General features: G+C 72.7%; 24 protein-coding genes. 14 read left to right on the plus strand and 10 right to left on the minus strand.

What is annotated here, in order from left to right; genetic code table 11:
- Positions 1–139 precede the first annotated feature (139 nt).
- On the plus strand, positions 140–898 hold the full coding sequence (locus tag ABZ117_RS31840; protein ID WP_356825829.1) for a hypothetical protein: 759 nt from the start codon (positions 140–142) through the stop codon (positions 896–898).
- Between the two features lie 261 nt (positions 899–1,159).
- Here the strand turns inward: ABZ117_RS31840 and ABZ117_RS31845 are convergent, their stop codons facing one another.
- Together ABZ117_RS31845 and ABZ117_RS31850 are read right to left on the minus strand one after the other, a co-directional pair.
- Positions 1,160–1,675 carry a hypothetical protein gene (locus ABZ117_RS31845; RefSeq protein WP_356825831.1) on the minus strand — a complete coding sequence of 172 codons (516 nt, stop codon included), beginning with the start codon at positions 1,673–1,675 and terminating at the stop codon, positions 1,160–1,162.
- Positions 1,676–1,708: 33 nt separating this feature from the next.
- The gene (locus ABZ117_RS31850; protein WP_356825833.1) at positions 1,709–2,833 is read right to left on the minus strand and encodes a magnesium and cobalt transport protein CorA; all 1,125 of its coding nucleotides are present in this window, start codon (positions 2,831–2,833) and stop codon (positions 1,709–1,711) included.
- A 491-nt stretch (positions 2,834–3,324) separates the two neighbouring features.
- Here ABZ117_RS31850 and ABZ117_RS31855 point away from each other — a divergent pair, with 491 nt between their 5' ends.
- Positions 3,325–3,909: a suppressor of fused domain protein gene (locus tag ABZ117_RS31855; protein WP_356825835.1), complete on the plus strand. Its 585-nt coding sequence runs from the start codon at positions 3,325–3,327 to the stop codon at positions 3,907–3,909.
- A gap of 41 nt (positions 3,910–3,950) precedes the next feature.
- On the opposite strand, the gene ABZ117_RS31860 is transcribed toward ABZ117_RS31855, so the two are convergent.
- Positions 3,951–5,174, minus strand: coding sequence for an MFS transporter (locus tag ABZ117_RS31860; RefSeq protein WP_356825837.1), 1,224 nt, complete (start codon positions 5,172–5,174; stop codon positions 3,951–3,953).
- Positions 5,175–5,346: 172 nt separating this feature from the next.
- On the opposite strand from ABZ117_RS31860, the gene ABZ117_RS31865 reads away from it, so the two are divergent.
- The 3 genes from ABZ117_RS31865 to ABZ117_RS31875 all read left to right on the plus strand — a co-directional run bounded on the left by ABZ117_RS31865 (position 5,347) and on the right by ABZ117_RS31875 (position 7,733).
- Positions 5,347–5,988: a DUF6758 family protein gene (locus ABZ117_RS31865; RefSeq protein WP_356825839.1), complete on the plus strand. Its 642-nt coding sequence runs from the start codon at positions 5,347–5,349 to the stop codon at positions 5,986–5,988.
- A 211-nt stretch (positions 5,989–6,199) separates the two neighbouring features.
- The gene (locus tag ABZ117_RS31870; RefSeq protein ID WP_356825841.1) at positions 6,200–7,057 is read left to right on the plus strand and encodes a PHP domain-containing protein; all 858 of its coding nucleotides are present in this window, start codon (positions 6,200–6,202) and stop codon (positions 7,055–7,057) included.
- A 70-nt stretch (positions 7,058–7,127) separates the two neighbouring features.
- The gene (locus ABZ117_RS31875) at positions 7,128–7,733 is read left to right on the plus strand and encodes a MarC family protein (protein ID WP_356825843.1); all 606 of its coding nucleotides are present in this window, start codon (positions 7,128–7,130) and stop codon (positions 7,731–7,733) included.
- A 76-nt stretch (positions 7,734–7,809) separates the two neighbouring features.
- On the opposite strand, the gene ABZ117_RS31880 is transcribed toward ABZ117_RS31875, so the two are convergent.
- On the minus strand, positions 7,810–7,962 hold the full coding sequence (locus tag ABZ117_RS31880; protein WP_356825845.1) for a hypothetical protein: 153 nt from the start codon (positions 7,960–7,962) through the stop codon (positions 7,810–7,812).
- Positions 7,963–8,180: 218 nt separating this feature from the next.
- On the opposite strand from ABZ117_RS31880, the gene ABZ117_RS31885 reads away from it, so the two are divergent.
- The gene (locus ABZ117_RS31885; RefSeq protein WP_356825847.1) at positions 8,181–9,077 is read left to right on the plus strand and encodes an NYN domain-containing protein; all 897 of its coding nucleotides are present in this window, start codon (positions 8,181–8,183) and stop codon (positions 9,075–9,077) included.
- 37 nt (positions 9,078–9,114) lie between these two features.
- On the opposite strand, the gene ABZ117_RS31890 is transcribed toward ABZ117_RS31885, so the two are convergent.
- Together ABZ117_RS31890 and ABZ117_RS31895 are read right to left on the minus strand one after the other, a co-directional pair.
- Positions 9,115–10,005: an alpha/beta hydrolase gene (locus ABZ117_RS31890; RefSeq protein ID WP_356825849.1), complete on the minus strand. Its 891-nt coding sequence runs from the start codon at positions 10,003–10,005 to the stop codon at positions 9,115–9,117.
- 138 nt (positions 10,006–10,143) lie between these two features.
- Entirely contained in the window at positions 10,144–12,906 is a 2,763-nt protein-coding gene (locus ABZ117_RS31895) for a DEAD/DEAH box helicase (RefSeq protein WP_356825851.1), read from the minus strand.
- Positions 12,907–13,408: 502 nt separating this feature from the next.
- On the opposite strand from ABZ117_RS31895, the gene ABZ117_RS31900 reads away from it, so the two are divergent.
- Entirely contained in the window at positions 13,409–14,155 is a 747-nt protein-coding gene (locus ABZ117_RS31900; protein ID WP_356825853.1) for a ferritin-like fold-containing protein, read from the plus strand.
- 100 nt (positions 14,156–14,255) lie between these two features.
- Here ABZ117_RS31900 and ABZ117_RS31905 read toward each other — a convergent pair whose 3' ends face one another.
- The 4 genes from ABZ117_RS31905 to ABZ117_RS31920 all read right to left on the minus strand — a co-directional run bounded on the left by ABZ117_RS31905 (position 14,256) and on the right by ABZ117_RS31920 (position 16,110).
- Positions 14,256–14,525: a hypothetical protein gene (locus ABZ117_RS31905; protein WP_356825855.1), complete on the minus strand. Its 270-nt coding sequence runs from the start codon at positions 14,523–14,525 to the stop codon at positions 14,256–14,258.
- A 174-nt stretch (positions 14,526–14,699) separates the two neighbouring features.
- On the minus strand, positions 14,700–14,927 hold the full coding sequence (locus ABZ117_RS31910; protein ID WP_353602052.1) for a DUF3107 domain-containing protein: 228 nt from the start codon (positions 14,925–14,927) through the stop codon (positions 14,700–14,702).
- 160 nt (positions 14,928–15,087) lie between these two features.
- Entirely contained in the window at positions 15,088–15,729 is a 642-nt protein-coding gene (locus tag ABZ117_RS31915) for a TetR/AcrR family transcriptional regulator (protein ID WP_356825857.1), read from the minus strand.
- 156 nt (positions 15,730–15,885) lie between these two features.
- The gene (locus ABZ117_RS31920; protein WP_356825859.1) at positions 15,886–16,110 is read right to left on the minus strand and encodes a hypothetical protein; all 225 of its coding nucleotides are present in this window, start codon (positions 16,108–16,110) and stop codon (positions 15,886–15,888) included.
- 197 nt (positions 16,111–16,307) lie between these two features.
- On the opposite strand from ABZ117_RS31920, the gene ABZ117_RS31925 reads away from it, so the two are divergent.
- The 7 genes from ABZ117_RS31925 to ABZ117_RS31955 all read left to right on the plus strand — a co-directional run bounded on the left by ABZ117_RS31925 (position 16,308) and on the right by ABZ117_RS31955 (position 25,418).
- Entirely contained in the window at positions 16,308–17,357 is a 1,050-nt protein-coding gene (locus ABZ117_RS31925; protein WP_356825861.1) for an alpha/beta hydrolase, read from the plus strand.
- 1,016 nt (positions 17,358–18,373) lie between these two features.
- Positions 18,374–19,651, plus strand: coding sequence for a DUF3152 domain-containing protein (locus ABZ117_RS31930; protein WP_356825863.1), 1,278 nt, complete (start codon positions 18,374–18,376; stop codon positions 19,649–19,651).
- A gap of 56 nt (positions 19,652–19,707) precedes the next feature.
- Positions 19,708–19,803 carry an Ms4533A family Cys-rich leader peptide gene (locus ABZ117_RS31935; protein WP_356825865.1) on the plus strand — a complete coding sequence of 32 codons (96 nt, stop codon included), beginning with the start codon at positions 19,708–19,710 and terminating at the stop codon, positions 19,801–19,803.
- Positions 19,804–19,989: 186 nt separating this feature from the next.
- A complete protein-coding gene (locus ABZ117_RS31940; protein ID WP_356825867.1) occupies positions 19,990–21,708 on the plus strand; it encodes an ABC transporter substrate-binding protein in 1,719 nt (572 codons plus the stop codon).
- A 4-nt stretch (positions 21,709–21,712) separates the two neighbouring features.
- Positions 21,713–22,816: an ABC transporter permease gene (locus tag ABZ117_RS31945; RefSeq protein WP_356825869.1), complete on the plus strand. Its 1,104-nt coding sequence runs from the start codon at positions 21,713–21,715 to the stop codon at positions 22,814–22,816.
- Entirely contained in the window at positions 22,813–23,811 is a 999-nt protein-coding gene (locus ABZ117_RS31950; RefSeq protein WP_356825871.1) for an ABC transporter permease, read from the plus strand. The genes ABZ117_RS31945 and ABZ117_RS31950 overlap by 4 nt, the downstream gene beginning before the upstream one ends.
- Entirely contained in the window at positions 23,808–25,418 is a 1,611-nt protein-coding gene (locus tag ABZ117_RS31955; RefSeq protein WP_356825873.1) for an ABC transporter ATP-binding protein, read from the plus strand. Before ABZ117_RS31950 ends, ABZ117_RS31955 begins: the two co-directional genes overlap by 4 nt.
- The last annotated feature ends 237 nt before the right edge of the window (positions 25,419–25,655 follow it).

A 25,655-nucleotide genomic window follows, 5' to 3' on the forward strand; every position in this document is an offset into this window, starting at 1 on the left:
TCGGGTGCGCTTCAGGCTAGCTCGTACCGGTCGGAGACGCCCTGGTGGGCGGTCCGGACGATCCGGCTCCGTGGGGTGGACGGGGCACCGGTACGCTGCCGTACGCCGCTCAGGAACCGTCAGAAAGGCAGCTCCACCTGTGACTGCGATTCCCCGGGGCCGTACCCGCCGCACCGCGCTGGTGACCGCGACCTGGGCCCTGGCCGTGACCGGGGCGATGGCGCTGACGGGATGCGGCGGCGGTGACGATCCGGACGCGGGGACCAACGGGGTGGGCAAGCTGCCCGCCGCCCGGATCGAGTCCAGGACGCGGGCCGCGGCGGACGGTGCGGCGGCGGTACGGCTGTCGGGGACCGTGGTGACCAGCGGCCGCACGTACCGGCTGGACATGCGGCTCAAGGCCGACGGCGGGACCGGGTCGGTGACCTCGCAGGGGGTGGCCTTCCGGCTGCTGCGGATCGGGCAGGAGCTGTATCTGAAGGCCGGCGCGGACTTCTGGGACCACGCCGACGGCAACGGCAACGGCGGCGGCGACGGCGCGGTCGGCAAGCTCGGCGGCAAGTACGTGAAGGTGCCGCAGGGGGACCCCGCGTACAAGAAGTTCAGTGGCTTCACGGACAAGGACGTCCTCCTCGACGGTCTGCTGACGCTGCACGGCACGCTGGCGACGGAGGGCCACCACGACCAGGCGGGCGTCCCCACGATCCGCATCACCGGCGACAAGGGCTCCGGCGGCACGCTCGACGTGTCCCTCCGGGGCACGCCGTACCCGCTGCGCCTGGTCCGGGCCGGCGGCGCGGGCACGCTCCGCTTCTCCGACTGGGGCCGGAACTTCGCCCTCACCGAGCCGGCCACGTCGGACACGGTGGACTACGGCAAGCAGCTGCCGGCGTCCTGAACGAGCGGTCCCGGTCTCATGTCCGGGCCGGACGAGCCCCCGCGGCACCGGTGGCCACCGGCGCCCGGCCGCCCCCGGGCGGGCCCGGGCCGAGCAGCGGCGCACCTGGGACCCGTCCCCCGGAGCCTGCCGGGGCCCCGGGCGCGGCCGGCCGGATCCGGCCTGATCCACGAGAACGGCCCCCGGCGTGGCGCCGGCCGCACGGACCCGCGGTGCCGGACCAGGCCCGGCTCGTGGTGCGCACGGGCCGCCGCCCGTGCCTCACTTCCTCTTCCGTCGCTTGAACAGCAGCTTCGGCAGGGCCGCCGGGACCGGTCTGCGGGTCGTCGCCGGGGTCGGGACCGGACGTTCCGCCAGGCTGCCGGAGGGCAACGGCTCCCCGGCCCCCGCCGGCACCAGGCGCAGCACCCGGCATTCGCGGGCCCAGCGGGCCGGCATCCGCTCGCCGTCGGCGGCGTTCAGCCGCTTGCCCTTCAGCTCGGCGACGGCCGCCTCCCACTCCGGGGACCCGGACGCCAGTTCGGTCACGGCCGCCGGGAACGTCACGAGCCGGCCGCCCTTGTCCTTGCTGCGCACGGTCACCTCGGCGGAGCCGCCGTCGGCCAGCGCCTCCAGCGGCTGCTCACCGGGCCCGTCGCCGACCAGGCACACCGCGCCCTCGTGCCACACATGCCACAGCGCTCGCGCGGCCGGCGCACCGGCGCCCCTGACCCAGACGAGGCCGGACTTCTTCACGGCCTCCTCGATGAGGGCCCGGTCGAGCAGCTCACTAGTCATGCGCCCCAGCCTATCCAGGCCGCCCGGCCCCGCTCACAGCCAGCCGTTGCGCTTCAACGTGCGGTGGATGCCCAGACACAGGACGACCGTGACGCCCATGATCACCGGGTAGCCGTACTTCCAGTGCAGCTCTGGCATGTGGTCGAAGTTCATGCCGTAGACGCCGCACACCATCGTCGGTACGGCGATGATGGCCGCCCACGCGGTGATCTTGCGCATGTCCTCGTTCTGCGCGACGGACGCCTGGGCGAGGTTGGCCTGGAGGATGGAGTTGAGCAGTTCGTCGAAGCCCATGACCTGCTCCTGGACCCGGGCCAGGTGGTCGGCGACGTCCCGGAAGTACTTCTGGATGTCGGGGTCGATCAGCCGCATGGGCCGTTCGCTCAGCAGCTGCATCGGCCGCAGCAGCGGCGCCACCGCCCGCTTGAACTCCAGCACCTCGCGCTTGAGTTGGTAGATCCGCGCCGAGTCCACACCGCGCGAGACGCCGCCCTTGCGGCCCGGTGAGAAGACCTCGGTCTCGACCTCGTCGATGTCGTCCTGCACCGCGTCGGCGACGGCGATGTAACCGTCCACGACATGGTCGGCGATGGCGTGCAGCACGGCCGAGGGGCCTTTGGCGAGCAGCTCGGGGTCGTCCTGGAGCCGGTGCCGCAGGGCCCGCAGGGAGCCCTGGCCGCCGTGCCGGACGGTGATGAAGAAGTCCCGGCCGGTGAAGCACATGACCTCGCCGGTCTCGACGACCTCGCTGTTGGCGGTGAGCCGGTCGTGCTCCACGTAGTGGATGGTCTTGAAGACGGTGAACAGTGAGTCGTCGTACCGCTCCAGCTTGGGCCGCTGGTGGGCCTGCACGGCGTCCTCGACGGCCAGCGGGTGCAGCCCGAACTCGCCCGCGATACCCGCGAATTCGGCCTCGGTCGGCTCGTGCAGGCCGATCCAGACGAAGCCGCCGTCACGGCGCACCAGCCGCATCGCCTCGTGCGGGGTCAGCGGCGTGGGGGTCGGCACCCGGGCACCGTCGCGGTAGACCGCGCAGTCGACCACGGCCGAGGGCGTGCCCGGGTCGCGCGTGGTGTCGTACGAGGTGCCCGCGTCCTTGCGCAGCGAGACACGGGACGACGGGCGGACCACGGCGCGCAGGTCGCGGATCATCGACATGGGCGGGCTCCTTCGCAGGCGGGCAGCGAAAGCGCGCGGCGACGGGTGGAACTACCCGGAATGGGGACGTCCTGACTGCGGATGTTTGGCACGTCCACAAAGCGGGGAGCACCGCACCGTCGCGGTGGCGGCTTCGCTACTGATGCAGAACTGATTTCAGGTCAGACAGATCAGGCAAAGCGAGACGAAGTGCTCTTCCGAACGACGACGCGACAGGGAAGGCGACGGCCAGCCGGTAATAAGATCAGCAGCCGGAAGAGCGAGTGGTACTGCACGGTCGACTTCGATCCATGACAGCCCCACCTCCTCCGGCCGGTCCCTCGTAAGGGAGTCTCAACGGCGCCGGGACTCGACAGCGAGTCCGCCGGCGCCTGGAGGGCCTGGGGACACCCCTGACGGCGTGCTGCCCCGAACCACCGGCTCAGAGTACCAGCCGCCCGTACTGTCAAGGCGCCGCTTTGCCCGCAGCTGACGAGTTCTATGCTCGGCACATGGCTGACGTTCTTCCTCTCGTCGAGGCCCGGTTGAGCAGCGCGCTGGGCGAGCCGGACGCCCGGGCCGCGGTCACCTTCCTCGGCACGGACCGCATCGAGGTGCTCCGCTTCCGCGAGGGGGACGTCGTCCGGTACGCCACCTGCGGCATGTCCGCGCACCCCATGACGGATCCCACGGCGGTGCTCGCCGACCCGGTCGCGGGGCCCCGCGCCGAGCTGGTCCTGTCCGTCCGCGCGGGCCGCGCCGACACGGACAAGGTGCTCCGCCCGCTCGCCGTGCTGGCGGCCTCCCCCCAGGTGGAGGGGCTGGTGGTGGCGCCGGGCGCCTCGCTGGACGTGGGCGGGCCGCTGTGGCCCGGCGCCCCCTTCACCTCGGTGCTGGTGGGCGAGTCCGGCGGGCTGGTCGAGGACCTGGAGCTGGACGCCCCGATGGATCCCGTACGGTTCCTGCCGCTGCTGCCGATGACCCCGAACGAAGCCGCCTGGAAGAGGGTGCACGGCGCCCAGGCCCTTCAGGAGCGCTGGCTCACGCACGGGGCGGACCTGAGGGATCCCGTCCGCCGGTCCGTCCCGCTCGACTGACGCCGCGTGCGCCGGTGCCGCCGGCGCAAGGGCGGATCCGGTCAGTCGGCGAAGACGGTGACGCCGTCCTCGGTGGCGTGTTCCGGCACCAGTTCCGCGGCCTCGTGGGTGAGCGCCCGGCGCCGTACGACGACCACGAGCGCGCCCAGCACCGCGGTGACCGCCGCGACGGTGAACGGCGTGTGGACGTCGCTCCACTCCTCGATCTTCGGCGCGAAATAGGGCGCCGCGGCGGCGGCGAACCAGCGCACGAAGTTGTAGCCCGCGCTCGCCACCGGGCGTGGCGCGTCCGACACCCCGAGGGCCAGTTCGGTGTAGACGGTGTTGTTCACGCCGATGAAGGCGCCGGACAGGACGGTGCAGACGACGGCCGCGGTGTGGCTGCCGTAGCCGAGCACGAGGACGTCCGCGGCGAGCAGCACCAGCGAGCCGCCGAGCACCCTGAGTGAGCCGAACCGTGCCTGCATGCGCGGGGCGACGATCACCGAGAAGACGGCGAGCAGCACGCCCCAGGCGAAGAACACCGCGCCCGAGCGGTACGGCGTCATGTTCAGCACGAACGGCGTGAAGGCCAGCACCGTGAAGAACGTGTAGTTGTAGAAGAACGCCGAGACCGCCGCCGAGGCCAGGCCGCCGTGGCCGAGCGCCCTGAGCGGGTCCAGGACCGACGTCTTGCGGGCCGGCCGGGGCTGCTCCTTCAGGAACGCGGTGATGCACAGGAAGCCGACCGCCATCAGCGTGGCCGTGCCGAAGAAGGGGTAGCGCCAGCTGAGGTTGCCGAGGACCGCGCCGAGCAGCGGTCCGCAGGCCATGCCGAGGCCGAGCGCGGACTCGTACAGCAGGATCGCCGCCGCGCTGCCGCCCGCCGCCGCGCCGACGATGACCGCGAGGGCGGTGGAGACGAAGAGCGCGTTGCCGAGGCCCCAGCCGGCCCGGTACCCGACGAGCTGGCCGACGGTGTCCGAGGTGCCGGCGAGGCCCGCGAAGACGATCACGAGTGCCAGGCCGAGCAGCAGGGTCTTCCGGCCGCCGATGCGGCTGGAGACGAAGCCGGTCAGCAGCATCGCGACGGCCGTGATCAGGAAGTACGAGGTGAAGAGCAGGGACACCTGGCCGGCGGTGGCGTGCAGGCCCTGGGCGATGGAGGGCAGGATCGGGTCGACGAGGCCGATGCCCATGAAGGCGACGACCGAGGCGCCGGCCGTGGCCCAGACCGCCTTGGGCTGCCGCAGTAGGCCGCCGGCTCCCGCGTCGAAGGGGTCCATGTGCTTCTCCCGTTCTCGGGCGCAGGTGGTTGGTATATACACATAGTAAGTTAGCGCATCTAATTAATGCAAGCTGCATCTATGTCGTCCCGGCCGGGCTCCGGCCGGCACTTCCGTCCGGACGGGTGATCGTCCTTGACGCGGGCGGGCAGGGGTAGGACCGTGGAGCCCTATGAGGGGCGAACCCAGTTGCCCGAGGTGTGGTGGCCGGGTCAGGGCTCCCGGCCTCTTCGCCGATTCGTGGCAGTGCGACGTGCACGGCACGGTCCATCCGCTACAGCCCGTGATCCCGCCCAGCGTCGAGGCGCTCAACGTCGTGGTGCACCGCACCCAGGTGCCGGTCTGGATGCCGTGGCCGCTGCCGGTCGGATGGCTGTTCACCGGCGTCACCTATGCCGGGGACGACCGCAGCGGCGGCCGTGCGACCGCCGTGGCCTGTTCCGGCCCCGGCCCGCTCGGCGGCCCGGGCGAGATGATCCTGATCGCCGAGGAGCTCGGCGTCGGCCTCGGCGCGCGCTACGCGGGCATCGACGGCCCGGACCCGGGGTCGTACATGAACGTGGAGAAGCCGCCCCAGGCCAAGGTCCTGGCGGCGGGCCGCCCCACCCCCCTCTGGCATGTCTTCCGCACCCCGGACGACCGTGCCGTCTTCGCCGGCGAGGCGCTCGGGATGTGGCTGTGGGCGGTGATGTGGCCCGAGCAGTCGGGCCTGCTCATGTACGACGAACTGGTGCTGACCGATCTGCGGGACGCGGGGGCGGAGATCGACCTGGTGCCGTGCGGAGCGTTGTCGCCGCGCTTGCTCCAGCCGTAGCGTCCGCCGGTCCGGGCGGGTTTCCGGTCGAGGGCGGCCGCGGGTCCGGGGCGGGCCGGTCGCGCGGCTCGCGCCCCGCACGGAGTCGGCGCAGCGTCCCCGAAGGGAATGCCGTAGGGGGCGCGGGGGGTCTGCGGGTGTGACAGGTGGGCTCGGAAACCCCGGTATCCTTAGGCGTCCCGTTCCCTTCCGTCCCCTGCCTGGAGTCGTCGTGCGCATCGATCTGCACTGCCACTCCACGGCCTCCGACGGTACGGACACGCCGGCCGAGCTGGTGCGGGGCGCCGCCGCGGCCGGCCTCGACGTCGTCGCGCTGACCGATCACGACACCACGCGTGGGTACGGCGAGGCGATCGCCGCGCTGCCCGAGGGGCTCACCCTGGTCACCGGCGCCGAGCTGTCCTGCCGGGTCGACGGCGTCTCGATGCACCTGCTGGCCTACCTCTTCGACCCCGAGGAGCCCGCCCTGCTCGCCGAGCGCGAGCTGGTCCGGGACGACCGGGTACCGCGCGCGCAGGGCATGGTCGCCAAGCTGAACGCGCTGGGCGTGCCGGTCACCTGGGAACACGTCGAGCGGATAGCCGCCGGCGGCTCGGTGGGCCGTCCGCACGTGGCGTCCGCGCTCGTCGAGCTGGGAGTCGTACCGACGGTGAGCGACGCGTTCACCGAGGAGTGGCTGGCCGACGGCGGGCGGGCGTTCGTGGCGAAGCACGAGACCGACCCGTTCGAGGCGATCCGGCTGGTCAAGGCCGCGGGCGGGGTCTGCGTGTTCGCGCACCCGGCCGCCGCCAAGCGCGGCCGTACCGTGCCGGAGGCCCGCATCGCGGAGCTGGCCGAGGCCGGTCTGGACGGCCTCGAGGTCGACCACATGGACCACGACCCGGACACCCGGGTCCGGCTGCGGGGCCTCGCCAAGGACCTGGGACTGCTGGTCACGGGTTCCTCGGACTACCACGGCAGCCGCAAGACCGTGACGCTCGGCGCGTACACGACCGACCCCGAGGTGTACGGGGAGATCACCCGGCGGGCGACGGGCGCCTTCCCGGTGCCGGGCACCGGCGGAGCCTGACGGCCCCGAGGGCCGGCCCGCAGCACCTCACGCCCGTACTTCCTCTTCCGGCAAGGCCTGTACTTCCCCCATGTTCGACATCGCCGTCTTCGGCTCCCTGTTCCTGACCCTTTTTGTCATCATGGATCCCCCTGGGATCACTCCGATCTTCCTCGCCCTGACCGCCGGCCGGCCGGCCAAGGTGCAGAAGCGGATGGCCTTCCAGGCCGTCTGCGTGGCGGGCGGGGTCATCGCCGTCTTCGGCGTCCTCGGCCATCAGATCCTGAACTACCTGCACGTCTCCGTCCCCGCGCTGATGATCGCGGGCGGGCTGCTGCTCCTGCTGATCGCGCTCGACCTGCTCACCGGCAAGACCGACGAGCCGAAGCAGACCAAGGACGTGAACGTCGCGCTCGTACCGCTGGGCATGCCGCTGCTGGCGGGGCCCGGTGCCATCGTGTCCGTGATCCTGGCCGTGCAGAAGGCCGGCAGTGTGGCCACGCAGGTCTCGGTGTGGTCCGCGATCCTCGCGATCCACGTCGTGCTGTGGCTGGTGATGCGTTACTCGCTGCTGATCATCCGGGTCATCAAGGACGGCGGTGTGGTCCTCGTGACGCGGCTCGCCGGCATGATGCTGTCCGCGATCGCCGTGCAGCAGATCATCAACGGGGTCACTCAGGTGATCCGGGGGAGCTGAGCCGTCGTCGGCTCGGCTCCCCCGGAAAGCTTGAGTGGCGAACGCCCGCCGATCCTGGCGGACGCCGGCGCCCGGGCTACGAGGCCTGGGTCCCGGCCGGGCGGATCCAGAGGCGCTGCCCGATGGCGGCGGCCTGCTGCACGATCCGGTTGACGGAGGCGGCATCCACGACGGTGCTGTCCACGGTGGTGCCGTCGACCTCGTCGAGACGCCTGATTTCGAAGCGCATGGGCTTCTCCCTTCGTCTGGTCATCCTCCTGCGGAGAACTACTTGAGAGCACCGGGCGTGTATCCGGTCTCATGCAGAGTCAACGTGCTCCGTGTTACAAACATTCCCTACGCTAAAGAAATTTTTCGAACAACTAATTACTGACCGGTAAGCGGCACTCGTGGGACCGACCGGGACCGGTTGTGTTCGCAGCGTGACCACCGGGACAATGGGTGGCGATGAACGACGACCTGGCTGCCCTCGGCGCCCGCATCAACCGCACGAACGAGCTGCTGGAACGCATGCTCGCCGAAGTGGCCAAGACACCCTCCACCCACGCGATCTTCGTGGACGCCGGCTATCTCTACGCCGCCGCCGGCCGGCTGGTCGCCGGCACCGAGGACCGCCGGGCCTTCGACGTGGACGCCGAGGGCCTGATCGACGCGCTGATCGACAAGGCCCGCACGATCTTCGCGGACAGCCGGCTGCTGCGCGTGTACTGGTACGACGGCGCCCGCCGCCGCATCCACACCGCCGAGCAGCAGACCATCGCCGAACTGCCCGACGTCAAGATCCGGCTCGGCAACCTCAACGCCAACAACCAGCAGAAGGGCGTCGACTCCCTGATCCGCACGGACCTGGAGTCACTGGCCCGGCACCGCGCGATCAGCGACGCGGCCCTCCTCGGCGGCGACGAGGACCTGGTCTCGGCGGTCGAGGCGGCCCAGGGCTACGGCGCCCGCGTGCACCTGTGGGGCATCGAGGCCCCCGAAGGACGCAACCAGGCCGAGCCGCTGCTCTGGGAGGTCGACAGCCAGCGCACGTTCGACCTGGAGTTCTTCAAGCCGTACGTCTCCCGGCGCACGGCCGCCGCCTACGACGCCACCGCCGGCAACCGCCCCACCCGCGAGGACGTCCGCTTCGTCGGCGCCCAGATCGCGGCCAAGTGGCTCGTCTCCCGGGGCCGCGAAGCACTGGTCGAACTGTTCCCCGGCCATCCCTACCTGCCGGGCTCCGTCGACCAGGACCTGCTGGTCGAGGCCGAGGCACTGCTCCAGTACTCCATGCGCGGCCAGGCCGACCTCCGCCGCGCCCTGCGGGACGGCTTCTGGGACCACCTCCAGGGACAGTACTGACCCCGCGCGGCCCCACCGCCACCGGAGCGCGCGGGTCCTACCGCGGCCGGCGCGCGCTCGCGGTGCCGTCCCAGAAACCGGCGATCGCGCGGGCCGTCTCCAGCGGACGGTCGGTGTTGGGGGAGTGCTCGGCGCCCTCGACGACCGTGCGTCGGGCCCCCAGCCGCACCGCCATGTCGTCGAGCAGCGGCAGCGGCCAGGTGTCGTCCCGCGAACCCGACAGGACGTGGAACGGCAGCCCGACGGCCGCGAGTTCCGCGACCCGGTCCGGTTCCGTGCACAACTGGCGGCCGGTGGCGAGCAACTGGGCCGGTTTGGTGCCCAGCCAGCGGCGCCGCAGGTCGTCACGGTCGTCCAGCCCGTCGTCGAGCGAGGGCGTCCCGGTCTCCTCCGGAGCTTCCATCCCCTGGATCGCCTGCCACACCTCCGGCATGCCCAGCACGGCCAGCGCGTCCCGCAGCAGCTTCACCCGGTCCTGCTGGGCGGCCGAGATCTGCGCCGGGCCGGAGGCCATCAGGGTGAGCGACAGGAAGGGCGTGTGGTCGAGCAGAACGGCCGCGCGCGCGATCTGGCCGCCGAGGGAGTGCCCCAGCAGATGCACCGGGCCGCCGATCGCCTCCGCCTGCGCCAGCACGTCCCGCGCCAACTCCTCCTGCGCGTAGGCGGACTCGTCCGTCCCGGGGCCGTCCGACTCGAACTGGCCCCGCCCGTCCACGGCGACGGTCCGGTACCCGCGCGCGGCGAGCGGCACGTGCAGCGGGTTGAAGTCCTCCTTGCTGCCGGTGAACCCCGGCAGCAGCAGCGCCACGCCCCTGGGCTCGACGCCGCCGGCCACGGGCGCGTCCACCACGGCGAAGTCACCACGAGCCGTGCGAAGCGAGTACGCGCGTGCCCCGGGAGGCGGCACGAAGGAGGGAGGCCTGCTCATGGGGAGAGGTTATGCGGAACGCCGGCGGGGTGGGGCAGTGGGCCCGGCGTGTGGGCGGGAACGCCGATGGCCGGGTCCACCATGGTGAACCCGGCCATCGGACCGGCTGACGCTGCCGCTGGGGACGCGGCGCCCGGGTCAGGCCTCGGGGGCCTCCACGGACGCCGTGGCCTTGCGGGTCCGGCGCGGCTTGGGCGTCGTACCGGCGCTCTCCCCGGCCGCCTCGGCAGTGGACGCCGCGGTCTTGCGGGTCCGGCGCGGCTTGCCCCCCGGCTCCTCGGTGGCCTGCGCCGGAATCTCCGGAGCGGCCGCCTCGGCAACGGCCTTGCGGGTGCGGCGGGCCTTGGGGGCGGTGGCCTCGGCCGTGTCGGCGCTCGCGTCGGCGGTGGTGGCTGCCGTCTTGCGGGTGCGGCGCGGCTTGGGCTCGGCCTCGGTTTCGGCCTGGGGTGCTTCCGGGGCGGCTGCGGCGGTCTTGCGGGTCCGGCGCGGCTTGGCCTCGGTGGCTTCGGCGGTGTCGACGGCGCCCTCGGCGGCAGCCGCGGCCTTGCGGGTGCGGCGGGCCTTGGGGGCGGTGGCTTCGGCCGTGTCGGCGCTCGCGTCGGCGGCGGTGGCTGCCGTCTTGCGGGTGCGGCGCGGCTTGGGCTCGGCCTCGGTTTCGGCCTGGGGTGCTTCCGGGGCGGCTGCGGCGGTCTTGCGGGTCCGGCGCGGCTTGGCCTCGGTGGCTTCGGCGGTGTCGACGGCGCCCTCGGCGGCAGCCGCGGCCTTGCGGGTGCGGCGGGCCTTCGGGGCGGTGGCCTCGGCCTCAGGGGCGTCCGGCGTGACGACCGGCTCCGCGGCCTTGCGGGTACGGCGGCGCGGCTTGGCCTCCTCGGTGGCCTCGGCCGTCTCCGCCACGGTCTCCGCAGCGACCGCGGTCTTGCGGGTGCGGCGGGGCTTGGCTTCGGCGGCCTCGACGGCCGGGTCGGCGGATGCCTCGGCGGCGACCGCGCTCTTGCGGGTCCGGCGGGGCTTCGCCTCGACGGGCTCCGCGGTGGCCTGCGTCGGCTCCGTCGCGGCGGCCGGCTCGGCCGTCTTGCGGGTGCGGCGGCGCGGCTTGGTCTCCGCGGTCGGAGCGGCCTCGGGCGTCGGCTCCGCCACCGGGCCGACGGCGACCACGGGCTCGGTCACCGGCGCGGCCGCGTCGGCGGTCACCGGTGCCGGCTCGGTCACCGACTCGGACGTCACCGCGTCCGTCGTCGCCGACTTGCGGGTGCGGCGGCGGCGCGGCTTGTCCGTGGCCGAGCTGTCCAGGACGGCGGTGCCTTCCGCCGCGGCCACCGTCTCGGCGACGACATCGGCGATGCCGGTCACGTCAGCGGCCTCGGCGGCCGACGCGGACGCCGCGGTGGACGCCACCGGCTCCGGCGCCGCTCCGCCGCGGGTACGGCGACGGCGGCGCGGGGTACGGGCTCCCGCCGGGATCTCCTCCGCGGGCCCGGCCGTGGCCGCGGGTGCGGCCGTGGACGTGGGCTCGGTCACCGGGGTGCTCGGGGCGCCCTGGGCGGTGTCCAGCGGTGCGCCGTTGCGCGTGCGGCGGCGACGGCGCGGCGTACGGGCCGGACGCTCGCGCTCGGCCGGGGCCGGGGCCGACTCGGCACGGCCACCGCGGTCGGGGCGGTCGGTACTGCCACCGCGGTCGGGACGGCCGCGGCCGCGCGCGCCCCGCCCGCCGGTCTCGCCGAGGTCCTCCAGGACCTCGGCTCCCAGACCGGCACGGGTCTGCTCCGAGCGCGGCAGGGTGCCCTTCGTGCCCGCGGGGATGCCGAGCTCCGCGAACAGGTGCGGGGAGCTGGAGTACGTCTCCACCGGGTCGTTGAAGTCCAGCTCCAGCGCCTTGTTGATGAGCTGCCAGCGCGGGATGTCGTCCCAGTCGACGAACGTGATCGCCGTACCCTTGGCGCCCGCGCGGCCCGTGCGGCCGACGCGGTGCAGGTACGTCTTCTCGTCCTCGGGGGACTGGTAGTTGATGACGTGGGTCACGCCCTCGACGTCGATGCCGCGCGCGGCCACGTCGGTGCAGACGAGCACGTCGACCTTGCCGTTGCGGAAGGCCCGCAGGGCCTGCTCGCGCGCGCCCTGGCCGAGGTCGCCGTGGACCGCGCCGGAGGCGAACCCGCGGCGCTGGAGCTGCTCGGCGATGTCGGCGGCCGTGCGCTTCGTACGACAGAAGATCATCGCCAGTCCGCGGCCATCGGCCTGGAGGATGCGGGCGATCATCTCCGGCTTGTCCATGGAGTGCGCGCGGTAGACGAACTGCTTGATGTTCGCGACCGTCACGCCCTCGTCGTCCGGCGAGGTGGCGCGGATGTGCGTGGGCTGCTTCATGTAGCGGCGAGCGAGGCCGATGACCGCGCCGGGCATGGTCGCGGAGAACAGCATGGTCTGGCGCTTGGCCGGCAGCAGCTTGATGATCTTCTCGACGTCGGGCAGGAAGCCCAGGTCGAGCATCTCGTCGGCCTCGTCCAGGACCAGGCTCTTGATGTGGCCCAGGTCGAGCTTCTTCTGGCCCGCGAGGTCCAGCAGCCGGCCCGGGGTGCCGACGATGACGTCGACGCCCTTCTTCAGGGCCTCGACCTGCGGCTCGTACGCCCGGCCGCCGTAGATCGCCAGGACGCGCACGTTGCGGACCTTGCCGGCCGTCAGCAGGTCGTTGGTGACCTGCGTGCACAGCTCGCGCGTGGGGACGACGACGAGGGCCTGGGGCGCGTCGGTGAGGGCGTCGGGGGTGGCGCGTCCGGCCTCCACGTCGGCGGGGACGGTGACGCGATCGAGGAGCGGCAGACCGAAGCCCAGCGTCTTGCCGGTGCCCGTCTTGGCCTGGCCGATGACGTCCGTGCCGGTCAGGGCTACGGGGAGCGTCATCTCCTGGATGGGGAAGGGGGTGATGATACCGACGGCTTCGAGGGCCTCGGCGGTCTCGGGAAGGATTCCGAGATCTCGGAAGGTCGTAGTCAGGGTTATGCCTCTTCTGTGTGCGCGGTGCGAGGCGAGCGCGGGGGTCATGTCTGACCGTGCCGGGGACGTCGGCTGCCGTACGGGCGAACCACTCGGGCAAGCCGTAAGGCACGGGACCTCTGCCGACGCTCTAGCGCTCGTACCGCTGAGGGTGTCCCTCCTGTCGTCGTACGATCACTGCCGTACGGCCAGGGAGGGCTGTCGGGTCGGAGCCGATCGGGCCACCGACCGGGCATCCTCATGCGTGCAGCCTGTCGGGACACGTCGAGAACCGTCGACGCACTCAGCAGGCGCATTACCACCATACCCCGGATTGCCGCACATGCGATGGCCGATTCGGTCACGTAGTTGTGGCCACCGTGATCGACCAGGGCTCGAGTGCCGCGACGAGCGGGTTATTGTGCGCCTCATGACTAGCCCTGACAAGCCTGAGAACGCGTCCGCCGCACCCGCCGGGCCCACCGGTGTCGCCGCCCAGGACTGGGCGCAGGCGTCCGCCGACCCCCAGTACCGCGCCGCGGTCGTGGACCTGCTCGGCGCCCTCGCGTACGGAGAGCTGGCGGCGTTCGAACGCCTCGCGGAGGACGCCAAACTGGCGCCGACCCTCGCGGACAAGGCGGAGCTGGCGAAGATGGCCTCGGCCGAGTTCCACCACTTCGAGCGGCTGCGCAACCGGCTGACCGAGGTCGGCGAGGAGCCGACGGCCGCCATGGACCCGTTCGTCGCCGCGCTGGACGGCTTCCACCGCCAGACCGCGCCGTCGGACTGGCTGGAGGGCCTGGTCAAGGCATATGTCGGCGACTCGATCGCGAGTGACTTCTACCGCGAGGTCGCGGCCCGGCTCGACTCCGACACCCGTGAACTCGTGCTCGCCGTCCTCGACGACACCGGGCACGCCGGGTTCGCGGTGGAGAAGGTGCGCGCCGCCATCGACGCCGACCCGCGCGTCGGCGGACGGCTGGCGCTGTGGGCACGGCGGCTGATGGGGGAGGCGCTGTCGCAGTCCCAGCGGGTCGTCGCCGACCGGGACGCGCTGTCCACGATGCTCGTGGGCGGGGTGGCCGACGGGTTCGACCTCGCCGAGGTCGGGCGGATGTTCTCGCGGATCACGGAGGCCCACACGAAGCGGATGGCCGCGCTGGGACTGGCCGCCTAGCACTCCGTGGACGCGTGGTGCCCGCCGTCCCGTGGCCGCGCGTGCGGTGTGGTCGTCCGCGCGGCTCCGCGCCCCTGCCGGCTCGGCCGCGCGGCCTTCCTCACGCCGGTGCCGAGCGCCGGCCGAGGCGGCCCGCGGGGCGCAGCAGCAGGGACAGCGACGCCACCGCGATGATCGCGGCGCCCAGGAGGCTGAGCGGGCCGGTGCCCGGGCCCAGGGCGGTGTGGGTCACGAAGTCGCCGAAAAGGGCGCCGGCCACGCCCGTCGAGTACACCAGCGGGCGGTTGGGCAGCCGGTGGGCGAGGCGGTGGACCGCCGCCCAGGCGAGGATCAGACCGAGTGCGGCGGAGCCGAGTACTTCCAGGATCATGTCGGGGGTCCCTCCCACGGCCGGTCTGGCTCGACGGTCGTAGCCCGTCATACCCCTGACCTGCGGACGGCAATCATCGGCTGTGGCGGACGTGTGCCCCCTCTGTGCGCGTCCCACGGAGAAGGGCCCGGCGGGTGTGCACACGGCCGCCGGGCCCTTCTCACGACTTCGGCCCTACAGCGTGCCGAATCCCACCTTGCGCACGGTGGGCTCGCCGATCTCTACGTAAGCCAGACGTTCCGTCGGCACCAGGACCTTGCGGCCCTTCTCGTCCTGGAGGCTCAGCAGCTGCGTCTTCCCGGACAGCGCGTCGCTCACGAGGCGCTCGACCTCCTCGACGCTCTGACCGCTCTCCAGAACGATCTCGCGGGGCGCGTGCTGCACGCCGATCTTGACCTCCACGGCTATGTCCCTCCGACGGTCAGTGATTGCGCGATCTTCCGCGCCGTACCCAGCACACATTAGCCCGGTGAGGGGACGTACACGCTCCGGGCCGGAACGCCAGGAGCGAACACCGGACGGGAACCGACCGGCGTCAGCGGAGCAGTGCTGGGCAGTGGTGTCAGTGGTGATCGGTGCCGTGCAGCGGGAAACCGGCGATGCCCCGCCAGGCCAGCGAGGCCAGCAGCTGCACCGCCTGGTCGCGCGGGACGCTGCGGTCGCTGTGCAGCCAGGACCGGGCCACCACCTGGGCGAGCCCGCCGAGGCCGGAGGCGAGGAGCATCGACTCCGCGCGCGAGAGACCCGTGTCCTCGGCGATGACGTCGCAGATGGCCTCGGCGCACTCGTTGGTGACCTTGTCGACGCGCTCGCGCACCGCGGGCTCGTTCGTCAGGTCCGACTCGAAGACCAGCCGGAACGCGCCGCCGTCGTCCTCCACGTACGCGAAGTAGGCGTCCATGGTCGCCCGTACGCGCTGCTTGTTGTCGCTCGTCGACGCCAGCGCGCCGCGCACGGACTGGATCAGCGACTCGCAGTGCTGGTCCAGCAGGGCGAGGTAGAGGTCCAGCTTGCCGGGGAAGTGCTGGTAGAGCACCGGCTTGCTCACGCCGGCCCGCTCGGCGATGTCGTCCATCGCCGCCGCGTGGTACCCCTGCGCGACGAAAACCTCCTGGGCGGCGCCCAGCAACTGGTTCCGCCGGGCGCGGCGCGGCAGACGGGTGCCACGCGGGCGTACCGCCTCAGTTTGCTCGATGGCTGTCACGCCGCCTCCCAAAGTCGTCCACATGCGGTGTCGGCCGCGCGGCCATCGTACTTTTCGGTAACCCTGGTGTGCGCGGTGCGAGCGCAGAATTTCACGTACCGGACGACGGCGAAAGCCGTGCGGCACCCCCGGAGCGGCCCGGCGGCTCCCGTGAGGTCAGCGGTAGTCGTCCTCGTCGAGTGTGACCACGCGCGCCTGTTCGACCAGATCGGCCTCGTTCGCACGGTCCGGGTCGAGCGCCGTCAGCGGGTCGTCGCGGTCCGGCCTGACGGGGGCGTGCTGCTCGACGGCGTCCGCGTCGGGCGCCTCGACATCGATCTCCGGCCCGGCGTCGGCCTCCAGGTCGTCGACCGCGTCGGGTTCGGTGGGGTCATAGGCCATGGTGGGCTCCCTTCCTACGAACGTCCCTGGAAAATGCAGGGGCCACACGAGGGTGCCCTCTGTACGAGCCTAGGAGACACCTGATGGGGACGCCATGCCATCAGGCCGGCCCGCTGTCCGGTTCTCCGGCCGCCCGTGGTTCACGCTGTGACGGCGAACACACGGATCCGGACGTGATCACCTCGTAACATTGCCGCATGTCTTCGACCGAGTCGCCGACCGTATCGGCCGCCAGTGTGCTTCCGAGGGTGGCGCCCGTCCGGGTCGGCGAGGGCGAGCGGCTGCGGTCCGTGTGCCTGCCCGGCGTCACCCTGACGGTCCGTTCCCGGCCCGCCACGCGCCAAGGCCTGGCACCCGCGCTGTACGTCCACGGGCTCGGCGGTTCCTCGCAGAACTGGTCGTCCCTCATGGCCGAGCTGGACGGTGTCGTCGACAGCGAGGCGGTGGACCTGCCGGGCTTCGGCGACTCCCCGCCCCCGGACGACGGCGACTACTCCGTCACCGGGCACGCGCGCGCGGTGATCCGCCACCTCGACGCGGCCGGCCGCGGCCCGGTCCACCTCTTCGGCAACTCGCTCGGCGGCGCGGTCGCCACGCGCGTGGCCGCCGTACGGCCCGACCTCGTCCGCACGCTCACCCTCGTCTCGCCCGCCCTGCCCGAGCTGCGTGTGCAGCGCTCGGCGGTGCCGACGGGACTCCTCGGCGTGCCCGGCGTCGCCGCCCTCTTCACCCGGCTCACCCAGGAGTGGACGGCCGAGCAGCGGGTGCGCGGCGTCATGGCGCTCTGCTACGGCGACCCCGGGCGGGTCGGGCCCGAGGCGTTCCAGCAGGCCGTCGAGGAGCTGGAGCGGCGGCAGCGGCTGCCGTACTTCTGGGACGCGATGGCTCGCTCCGCGCGGGGGATCGTCAACGCCTACACGCTCAGCGGGCAGCACGGGCTGTGGCGGCAGGCCGAGCGGGTGCTCGCCCCCACGCTGCTGGTCTACGGCGCCCGGGACCAGCTGGTCGGCTTCCGCATGGCCCGAAAGGCCGCCCGTGCCTTCCGCGACTCGCGTCTGCTGACCCTGCCCGACGCCGGCCATGTCGCGATGATGGAGTACCCGGACATCGTCGCCGGCGCCTTCCGTGACCTCCTGGCGGACTCGGGCACGTCCGCCGGGGCCGCCGGCCCGGCCCCGCGCGGCGACACCGGCGACGCGGGAAACACCGACGGCGGCGGTACTGCCGCCGTGGACGCGAGGAGCTGAGGGGCAGGGTGGGACGCCACAGCCGCCGAGGACCGGTCCCGAGGGACGAGTCCGCGGACATAGCCGCCCGGCCGGAGCCCCGGCGCAACGACCGCCGGGACCGTGTCCCCGGCGACGGCGGGGACGCAGGTCCCGACGGCCGGCGGGCCCCGGACGCCGGCGACCGCCGGGACGAGCGCTCCGACGGCCGGCGGGCCTCTGACTCCGGCGACCGCCGGGACGAGCACTCCGACGGCCGGTGGGTCCCTGACTCCGACGATCGGCGGGACGGGCGCTCCGACGATCGGCGGGGCGGATACTCCGGCGGCCGGCGGGTCCCTGACTCCGACGACCGGCGGGACGGGTACTCCGACGACCGCCGGGACGGATACAGCGACGGCCGCTGGGAAGTGTCCTCCGGCGACCGGCGGGCCTCTGACTCCGGCGACCGGCGGGACGTGCGCTCCGATGACCGGCGGGCCCCTGACTCTGGCGACCGGCGGGACGGATACTCCGGCGACCGGCGGGCCCCGGACGCCGACGACCGGCGGGGTGAGCACTTCGGCGACCGGCGGACCCCTGACTCCGGCGACCCCCGGGGCGAGCACTCCGTCGACCGGCGGGACGGATACTCCGACGACCGCCGGGACGTGCGCTCCGATGACCGGCGGGCCCCTGACTCTGGCGACCGGCGGGACGGATACTCCGGCGACCGGCGGGCCCCGGACACCGACGGCCGGCGGGGTGAGCACTTCGACGACCGGCGGACCCCTGACTCCGGCGACCCCCGGGGCGAGCACTCCGACGGCCGGCGGGACGGGCGCTCCGACGACCGCCGGGACGGGCACTCCGACGACCGGCGGAGTGCGCAGCCGGACGCGTCTGTCGGCGGCCGTCGGAACGTACAGCCGGACGGCCGTCGGGGCGATGCGTCGCACCCCTGGGCCGGAACGCCCGCACGGGATGCGTCCGGTCCGCCCGACGGCACGCCCGCGCGCGCTGTGCTCCGGCGTCCGGACGCCGCTTCCGCGCAGGGCGTGCCGGGACGGGCGGACGGTGGTGAGGAGCGCGGCACCCCGGCGCAGGGGACGCCGCGACTCCGGGACGGCGCCGCGGCGCAGGGCGTGCCCCTGCTGCCCGACGGCACCACCGCGGGCGGTGTGCCCCGGTCGAGGGAGGGCGCGTCCGCGCGGGGCGGGCACCCCGAGCAGCGGGAAGCCGGGGGTGGCTGGGGCGAGTTCGGGGGCCGGGCGGCCGGTGCCGGCGGGCCCGGCGGGCCCGGCGTGATGCTGCCGCGGCAGCGGCAGGCGGGACCGGACGGCCCGGGACGCGGCTCCGGGCCCCGGCAGGAGTACCTCCAGGCCTTCGAGAGACAGGCCGGCGCCACCGGGGACGCGGAGGACGACGGCGGCTCCGCCGCACGCGCGGGACGGACCCGCCGTACGGGCCCGCGGCACCCGGCCGACGAGCCGCAGGCCGTCTCCCCCACGGGCGACGGCGTCGTGGTGCCCGCCCAGCGCGGCGGGAACAGGGGACGGGCCTTCACCGGCATCGCGGCGGCGGCCGTCACCACCGTGCTCGCGGTCGTCGTCGCCGGGCAGGTCACCAGGGGCCGGGAAGACGGCGGCGTGAAGTCCCCTGCCGCCGGGCGGGCCGCCGGGGCGAACGCGTCCGGCGCGCCCGCGCCGTCCACCGCGCCGGACCTGACTGCGCTGTCGTACGACCAGAAGATGAACCGGACGTACCCGCTCGGCGCCGAGCAGAAGGGCCCCGGGAAGTTCGACGCCGTGCCCGGCTCCGCCAAGGCGCCCGGTGCCGGCCGGAAATACCGGTACCGAGTGGACGTGGAGCGGGGACTGGGGCTGGACGGCGAGCTGTTCGCCGAGGCCGTGCAGAAGACCCTGAACGACGACCGCAGCTGGGCCCACGGCGGTGCCCGTACCTTCGAGCGCGTGTCGTCCGGCAAGCCCGACTTCGTGATCACGCTGGCCAGCCCCGGCACCACCGCCACCTGGTGCGCCAAGTCCGGCCTGGACACCACGGAGGACAACGTCTCCTGCGACTCGGCCGCCACCGAACGAGTGATGATCAACGCGTACCGCTGGGCTCAGGGAAGCCGGACGTACGGCAGTTCCGCCATCCACGCGTACCGGCAGATGCTGATCAACCACGAAGTCGGCCACCGGCTCGGACACGGGCACGTGAGCTGCCAGAAGAACAACGAGTTGGCGCCGGTCATGCAGCAGCAGACCAAGTTCCTGGACCACGACGGGATCCACTGCCGGCCCAACCCGTGGCCTTATCCCAGGAGTTGACTCCACTCACTTATGTCACATTGACATGAGTCGCAAGTTCGTTCATATTTCTGCCCATGTGGTCCCGTCATGCCGTCTCTCACAGCGCCGCCATCGAGCTGGCGCTGATCGGCGTGACCGCGCTCTGCGTGGCCGACATCGACTGTCGCTGACGCCGCCTCCCCGGGCGCTCGCGTCGCGACTCTTCTCCCCCCTTTCGTCCGTGACCGTGACCGTGTCACGGACGTTTCGACGACCCGGCGCCGGGGCCGACGACTGTCCGCAGCCGTCTCATTCCTCGTCCGTATGTCTCACTCTTCGAGAAATCCTCGATCAGTTCCCGAGAGGTCGTCATTCCGATGCATCAACCGTCCGTCATAGCGCGCCGCGTGGCAGCGGCATCCGTCAGCCTGGTCGTGGCAGCGGGCGCCGCCGCCTGCGGCCCGAAGGACAGCGATGCCAAGGGCTCCGGCGGCGACTCCACGCCCCACAAGGGCGGCACGCTCACGGTTCTGAACTCCCAGCCGCAGAGCGACTTCGACCCCGCGCGCCTGTACACCTCCGGCGGCGGAAACGTCCCCTCGCTCGTCTTCCGCACGCTGACCACGCGCAACCGTGAGAACGGCGCGGCCGGCGCCAAGGTCGTCCCGGACCTCGCCACCGACACCGGGCGCCCCAACAAGGACGCGACCGTGTGGACGTACACCCTGAAGAAGGGCCTGCGCTACGAGGACGGCACGCCGATCACCTCGGCCGACATCAAGTACGGCGTCGAGCGCTCCTTCGCCCCCGAACTCTCCGGCGGAGCCCCCTATCTGCGCGACTGGCTCGTCGGCGCCTCCGGCTACCAGGGCCCGTACAAGGACAAGAAGGGCCTGTCCGCGATCGCGACGCCGGACTCCCGGACCATCGTCTTCCACCTGAACAAGCCCGAGGGCGAGTTCCCGTACCTCGCCACACAGACGCAGTTCACCCCCGTGCCCAAGGGCAAGGACACGGGCACCAAGTACGAGTCGCACCCCGTCTCCTCCGGCCCCTACAAGGTGGTCCGCAACGAGAACGACGGCGAGCACCTCGTCCTGGCGCGCAACACCCACTGGTCGGCGGCGACGGACCCCGAGCGCAAGGCCTACCCGGACCGGATCGACGTCCGCTCCGGCCTCGACTCCTCGGTGATCAACCAGCGCCTGTCCGCGTCCCAGGGGACGGACTCCGCCGCCGTCACCACCGACACCAACCTCGGCCCGGCCGAACTCGCCAAGGTGACCGGCGACAAGAAGCTGGCCGCGCGCGTGGGCACCGGCCACTTCGGTTACACGGACTACATCGCGTTCAACCCGCGGGTGAAGCCGTTCGACGACCCCAGGGTGCGCCAGGCGATCTCGTACGCCATCGACCGGTCTTCGGTGGTCAACGCGGCCGGCGGCAGCGCCCTCGCCGAGCCCGCCACCACCTTCCTGCCGAACCAGAAGTCCTTCGGCTACACGCCGTACGACCCGTTCCCGGCCGGCCGGACCGGCAATCCGGCCAAGGCCAGGCAGCTGCTCGCGCAGGCGGGTCACAAGAACGGACTCACGGTCACCCTGACCCACTCCAACAACAAGGACTTCGAGACCAGCCCGGAGATCGCCACCGCCCTCCAGGACGCGCTCAAGAAGGCCGGCATCACGGTCAGGTTGCAGGGTCTGGAGGACAACGACTACCGGGACAAGATCCACAGCGTGAAGACCGAGCCCGGGTTCTTCCTCGCCCACTGGGGTGCCGACTGGCCCTCCGGCGGGCCGTTCCTCGCCCCGATCTTCGACGGTCGGCAGATCGTCGAGGACGGAGCGAACTTCAACACGGGGCTGCTGGACGACAAGTCGGTCAATGACGAGATCGACCGGATCAACAAGCTGACCGACCTCACCGCCGCCGCCGCGCGGTGGGGCGCTCTGGACAAGAAGATCGGCGGGAAGGCCCTCATCGTGCCGCTGTTCCACCCGGTCTACAAGCGTCTGTACGGCTCGGACGTCAAGAACATCGTCATCAGCGACTGGACCGGCGTCCTGGACATCTCCCAGGTCGCGGTGAAGTAGCACCGTGAGCGAGGCACTTGCCGCCGTCGGTGCCGCCGGGACGGACACCTCCGTCCCGGCGGTCCCGGGGGCCCATCAGTTCTGGCGGCGGCTGCGGGCGCAGCGCGCCGCCCTGGTCGCCGCGGCCGTCGTCGCGCTGCTCGTCCTGGTGGCGCTCGCCGCGCCCCTGCTCACCGCCCTGGAGGGCCAGGACCCCACCACGTACCACCCCTCGCTGATCGACTCCGCGCGCGGAGGCGTGCCCCTGGGCTCCTTCGGCGGCGCCGGCGCCGGCCACTGGCTGGGCGTCGAACCGCAGACCGGACGCGACATGTTCGCCCGGCTCGTGTACGGGGCGCGGGTGTCGCTCGGCGTGTCGCTGGGCGCCACGGTGGTGCAATTGGCCCTCGGCGTCGCCATGGGCGTGGCCGCCGGGCTCGGCAACCGCCGGGTCGACGCGGTCCTGAGCCACGTCACCGACATCTTCCTCTCGCTGCCGCTGATGGTCATGGCGCTCGCGCTGCTGGCCGTCGTGCCCAGCGGCTTCCCGCGGCCCGTCCTCGTCGCGCTGATCATCGCCCTGGTCTCCGGCTGGAGCACCACGGCGAAGACGGTGCGCGCGCAGACGCTCGCCCTGAAGAACCTCGACTACGTCGCCGCGTCCCGGCTCAGCGGCTGGAGCATCGGGCGGACCGCCGTACGCGAACTCCTCCCGGGCCTCGCCGCACCCGTCATCACGTACGCCGCGCTGCTGGTCCCGCAGAACATCAGCGCCGAGGCGGCCCTGTCCTTCCTCGGCGTCGGCGTGAAGCCGCCCACGCCGTCCTGGGGGCAGATGCTCACCTCCGCCGACGTCTGGTACCAGGCGGCCCCGCAGTACCTGCTGCTGCCGGCCCTCGCCCTGTTCGTCACCGTGTTCGGGATGACCGTCCTCGGCGACGGCGTCCGCGTGGCCCTCGACCCGCGCGCGGCCTCGCGCCTGCGCGTCGGCACCGGCCGCAAGCGGGAGGCCCGCGCGCAGACGACCGCGCCGGGCACCGTACCGGGCACCGGTGTGGGCACCGCCGTACCCGACCCCGCTCCGGACGCTGTACCGGCTCCCGCAGCGAAGAAGGAGGGGCGCGCGTGAACGGCTTCGCCGGCTTCGTCCTGCGCCGGGTCGTCGGCGCACTGATCACCCTGTTCGTGCTCTCGGTGATCATCTACGTCGTCTTCTACGTCACCCCCGGCAACGTCGCCCAGATCACCTGCGGCCCGCGCTGCTCCCCGGCCCAGGTCCACCAGGTCGCCGGACAACTCCACCTCGACGACCCGCTGTACGTGCGCTACTGGCACTTCCTGCAAGGACTCCTCGCGGGCCAGGACTTCTCCACCGGCACCTCCGTGGAGCACTGCCCGGCGCCCTGCCTCGGCCAGTCGTACCAGACCGACCAGCAGGTCACCGACATCATCCTGACCAAGCTGCCCGTGAGCTTCTCCCTCGTGTCGGGGGCGATGGTGATCTGGCTGCTGCTCGGCGTCGGCACCGGTGTGCTGTCCGCCTGGCGGCGCGGCCGGTTCTCCGAGCGCGTCCTGACCGCGGTCACCCTGGCGGGCACGGCCACCCCCGTCTTCGTCATCGGCCTCGTCCTGATGATCGTCGTCTGCGGCGAGCTGCAACTGCTGCCCTTCCCGCAGTACGTGCACTTCACCGACGACCCCGAACAGTGGGCCTGGAACCTGCTGCTGCCCTGGTTCTCCCTCGCCCTCGTCGAGGCGGCCAACTTCGCCCGGCTGACCCGGGCGTCGATGCTGGAGACGCTGGCCGAGGACCACATCCGCACGTTCCGCGCCTACGGCGTGAGCGAGCGGGCGGTGATCACCCGGCACGCGCTGCGCGGGGCGACGGCGTCCGTCATCGCGCTCAACGCGGTCACCTTCGGCTCCGCCGTCGGCGGCGCCGTCCTCACCGAGACCCTCTTCGGCCTGCCGGGCATCGGCCAGGAGCTGGTGCACGCGGTGAAGGTCGTCGACCTGCCGGTGGTCGTCGGCATGGTGCTGGTCACCGGCTTCTTCGTGATCCTCGCCAATGCCGTCGCGGACGTGCTCTACGCGGTGGCCGACCGACGGGTGGTGCTCGCATGAGCCTGGTGGACGTCAGGGACCTGACCGTGGACTTCGGCTCCCTGCGAGCCGTCGACGGGCTCTCCTTCAGCCTGGCCGAGGGTGCCGCCCTGGCTCTCGTCGGCGAATCGGGCTCCGGCAAGTCCACGGTCGCGGGCGCCCTGCTGGGCCTGCACCGGGACACCGGGGCCCGCGTCGGCGGCTCGGTCCGGGTGGCCGGCACCGACGTACAGGCCGGCTCCGACGAGGAGCTGCGTCGGCTGCGCGGCGCCAAGGCCGCCATGGTCTTCCAGGACCCGCTGTCCTCGCTCGACCCGTACTACGCCATCGGCGACCAGATCGCCGAGGTGTACCGCGTCCACGCGCGCGTGCCGCGCCGCGCCGCACGCGCGCGGGCCGTGGAGGTGCTGGACCGGGTGGGCATCCCGGACGCGGTCCGCCGGTCCCGGTCCCGCCCGCACGAGTTCAGCGGCGGCATGCGCCAGCGTGCCCTCATCGCCATGGCCCTCGCCTGTGAGCCGAGCCTGCTCATCGCCGACGAGCCGACCACCGCACTCGATGTCACCGTCCAGGCCCAGATCCTCGACCTGCTGCACACGCTGCGCGAGGAGACCGGCATGGGTCTGCTGCTCGTCACCCACGACGTCGGCGTCGCCGCCGAGAGCGTGGACGACGTCCTCGTCATGCGGCACGGCAGGGCGGTCGAGCACGGACCCGTCGGGGCGGTCCTCGCGGCACCCGCCGAGGCGTACACCCGCGCGCTCCTCGACGCCGTCCCGCGCCTGGACGCCCGCCGGACCGGCTCCCCGGCCACCGACGAGGTCGTGCTGGAAGCCACCGGCGTGCGGCGCGAGTTCGGGCGCGGCAAGGGCGCATTCGCGGCCGTCGACGACGTCTCGCTGACCGTGCGCCGCGGGGAGACCCTCGGCGTCGTCGGCGAGAGCGGGAGCGGCAAGACCACGCTCGGCCGCATGCTCGTCGGGCTGCTGGAGCCGACAGCCGGCACGATCCGCTACGGAGGACGGCCGCACACCGGCGTGAACCCGTCCGTCCAGATGGTTTTCCAGGACCCCGTCTCCTCCCTCAACCCCCGCCGCAGCGTGGGCGAGTCGATCGCCGATCCGCTCCGCGCGCGCGGGACGGGCGGCCGAGACCGGGGGAGGGACGAGGCGCGCATCCGGGGGCGGGTGACGGAACTCCTGGAGCGCGTGGGCCTCGAAGGGGCGCACTACGACCGCTACCCGCACGAGTTCAGCGGCGGACAGCGCCAGCGCATCGGCATCGCCCGGGCGCTCGCCGCCGAGCCGCGCGTCATCGTCTGCGACGAACCGGTCTCCGCGCTGGACGTCACCACGCAGGCCCAGGTGGTCGCCCTCCTCGGCGAACTCCAGCGGGAACTGGGGCTCGCCCTGGTCTTCATCGCGCACGACCTCGCCGTGGTCCGCCAGGTGAGCGACCGGGTCGCGGTGATGCGGCGCGGCCGGCTCATCGAGTACGGGCCCGCCGACGAGGTGTACGACACCCCGCGCGAGTCGTACACCAGGCAGCTCCTGGCCGCCGTACCCGCCCTCGACCCCGAACTCGCGGCCCGGCGCCGCGCGGCCCGGCGCGAACCGGCGGCGGCGTAGCGCCGGCCCGCGCGGCTGCTCCCCGGTGATCAGCGGTGATCACCGAGGACCACTCGGTGATCGCACGGGGGCTTCCTTAGCGTGACGTAACGCGACCCGCACGCGAAAGTCACGACCGTTCACCCCTTCTGGTGGTGCGACGGACAACCGTCCGTCCGTCTCGCCGCCCACCAGTGCCTCGGACAGTTCGCCCATGGAGCGCAGGGGGTCGCGGAGTTCGGGCGTCATGCCGTCGGG

It is taken from the genome of Streptomyces sp. NPDC006309 (genome assembly GCF_040613095.1).
GTDB lineage: Bacteria > Actinomycetota > Actinomycetes > Streptomycetales > Streptomycetaceae > Streptomyces.

What these genes read in the sequence shown, in the direction of transcription:
- ABZ117_RS31920 (WP_356825859.1), bottom strand. Translation starts at nt 16,110, where the DNA reads ATGGCCTATGACCCCACCGAACCCGACGCGGTCGACGACCTGGAGGCC.
- ABZ117_RS31855 (WP_356825835.1), top strand. Translation starts at nt 3,325, where the DNA reads ATGGCTGACGTTCTTCCTCTCGTCGAGGCCCGGTTGAGCAGCGCGCTG.
- ABZ117_RS31865 (WP_356825839.1), top strand. Translation starts at nt 5,347, where the DNA reads ATGAGGGGCGAACCCAGTTGCCCGAGGTGTGGTGGCCGGGTCAGGGCT.
- ABZ117_RS31955 (WP_356825873.1), top strand. Translation starts at nt 23,808, where the DNA reads ATGAGCCTGGTGGACGTCAGGGACCTGACCGTGGACTTCGGCTCCCTG.
- ABZ117_RS31875 (WP_356825843.1), top strand. Translation starts at nt 7,128, where the DNA reads ATGTTCGACATCGCCGTCTTCGGCTCCCTGTTCCTGACCCTTTTTGTC.
- ABZ117_RS31895 (WP_356825851.1), bottom strand. Translation starts at nt 12,906, where the DNA reads ATGACGCTCCCCGTAGCCCTGACCGGCACGGACGTCATCGGCCAGGCC.
- ABZ117_RS31850 (WP_356825833.1), bottom strand. Translation starts at nt 2,833, where the DNA reads ATGTCGATGATCCGCGACCTGCGCGCCGTGGTCCGCCCGTCGTCCCGT.
- ABZ117_RS31890 (WP_356825849.1), bottom strand. Translation starts at nt 10,005, where the DNA reads ATGAGCAGGCCTCCCTCCTTCGTGCCGCCTCCCGGGGCACGCGCGTAC.
- ABZ117_RS31925 (WP_356825861.1), top strand. Translation starts at nt 16,308, where the DNA reads ATGTCTTCGACCGAGTCGCCGACCGTATCGGCCGCCAGTGTGCTTCCG.
- ABZ117_RS31880 (WP_356825845.1), bottom strand. Translation starts at nt 7,962, where the DNA reads ATGCGCTTCGAAATCAGGCGTCTCGACGAGGTCGACGGCACCACCGTG.
- ABZ117_RS31940 (WP_356825867.1), top strand. Translation starts at nt 19,990, where the DNA reads ATGCATCAACCGTCCGTCATAGCGCGCCGCGTGGCAGCGGCATCCGTC.
- ABZ117_RS31845 (WP_356825831.1), bottom strand. Translation starts at nt 1,675, where the DNA reads ATGACTAGTGAGCTGCTCGACCGGGCCCTCATCGAGGAGGCCGTGAAG.
- ABZ117_RS31885 (WP_356825847.1), top strand. Translation starts at nt 8,181, where the DNA reads ATGAACGACGACCTGGCTGCCCTCGGCGCCCGCATCAACCGCACGAAC.
- ABZ117_RS31935 (WP_356825865.1), top strand. Translation starts at nt 19,708, where the DNA reads ATGTGGTCCCGTCATGCCGTCTCTCACAGCGCCGCCATCGAGCTGGCG.
- ABZ117_RS31905 (WP_356825855.1), bottom strand. Translation starts at nt 14,525, where the DNA reads ATGATCCTGGAAGTACTCGGCTCCGCCGCACTCGGTCTGATCCTCGCC.
- ABZ117_RS31900 (WP_356825853.1), top strand. Translation starts at nt 13,409, where the DNA reads ATGACTAGCCCTGACAAGCCTGAGAACGCGTCCGCCGCACCCGCCGGG.
- ABZ117_RS31860 (WP_356825837.1), bottom strand. Translation starts at nt 5,174, where the DNA reads ATGGACCCCTTCGACGCGGGAGCCGGCGGCCTACTGCGGCAGCCCAAG.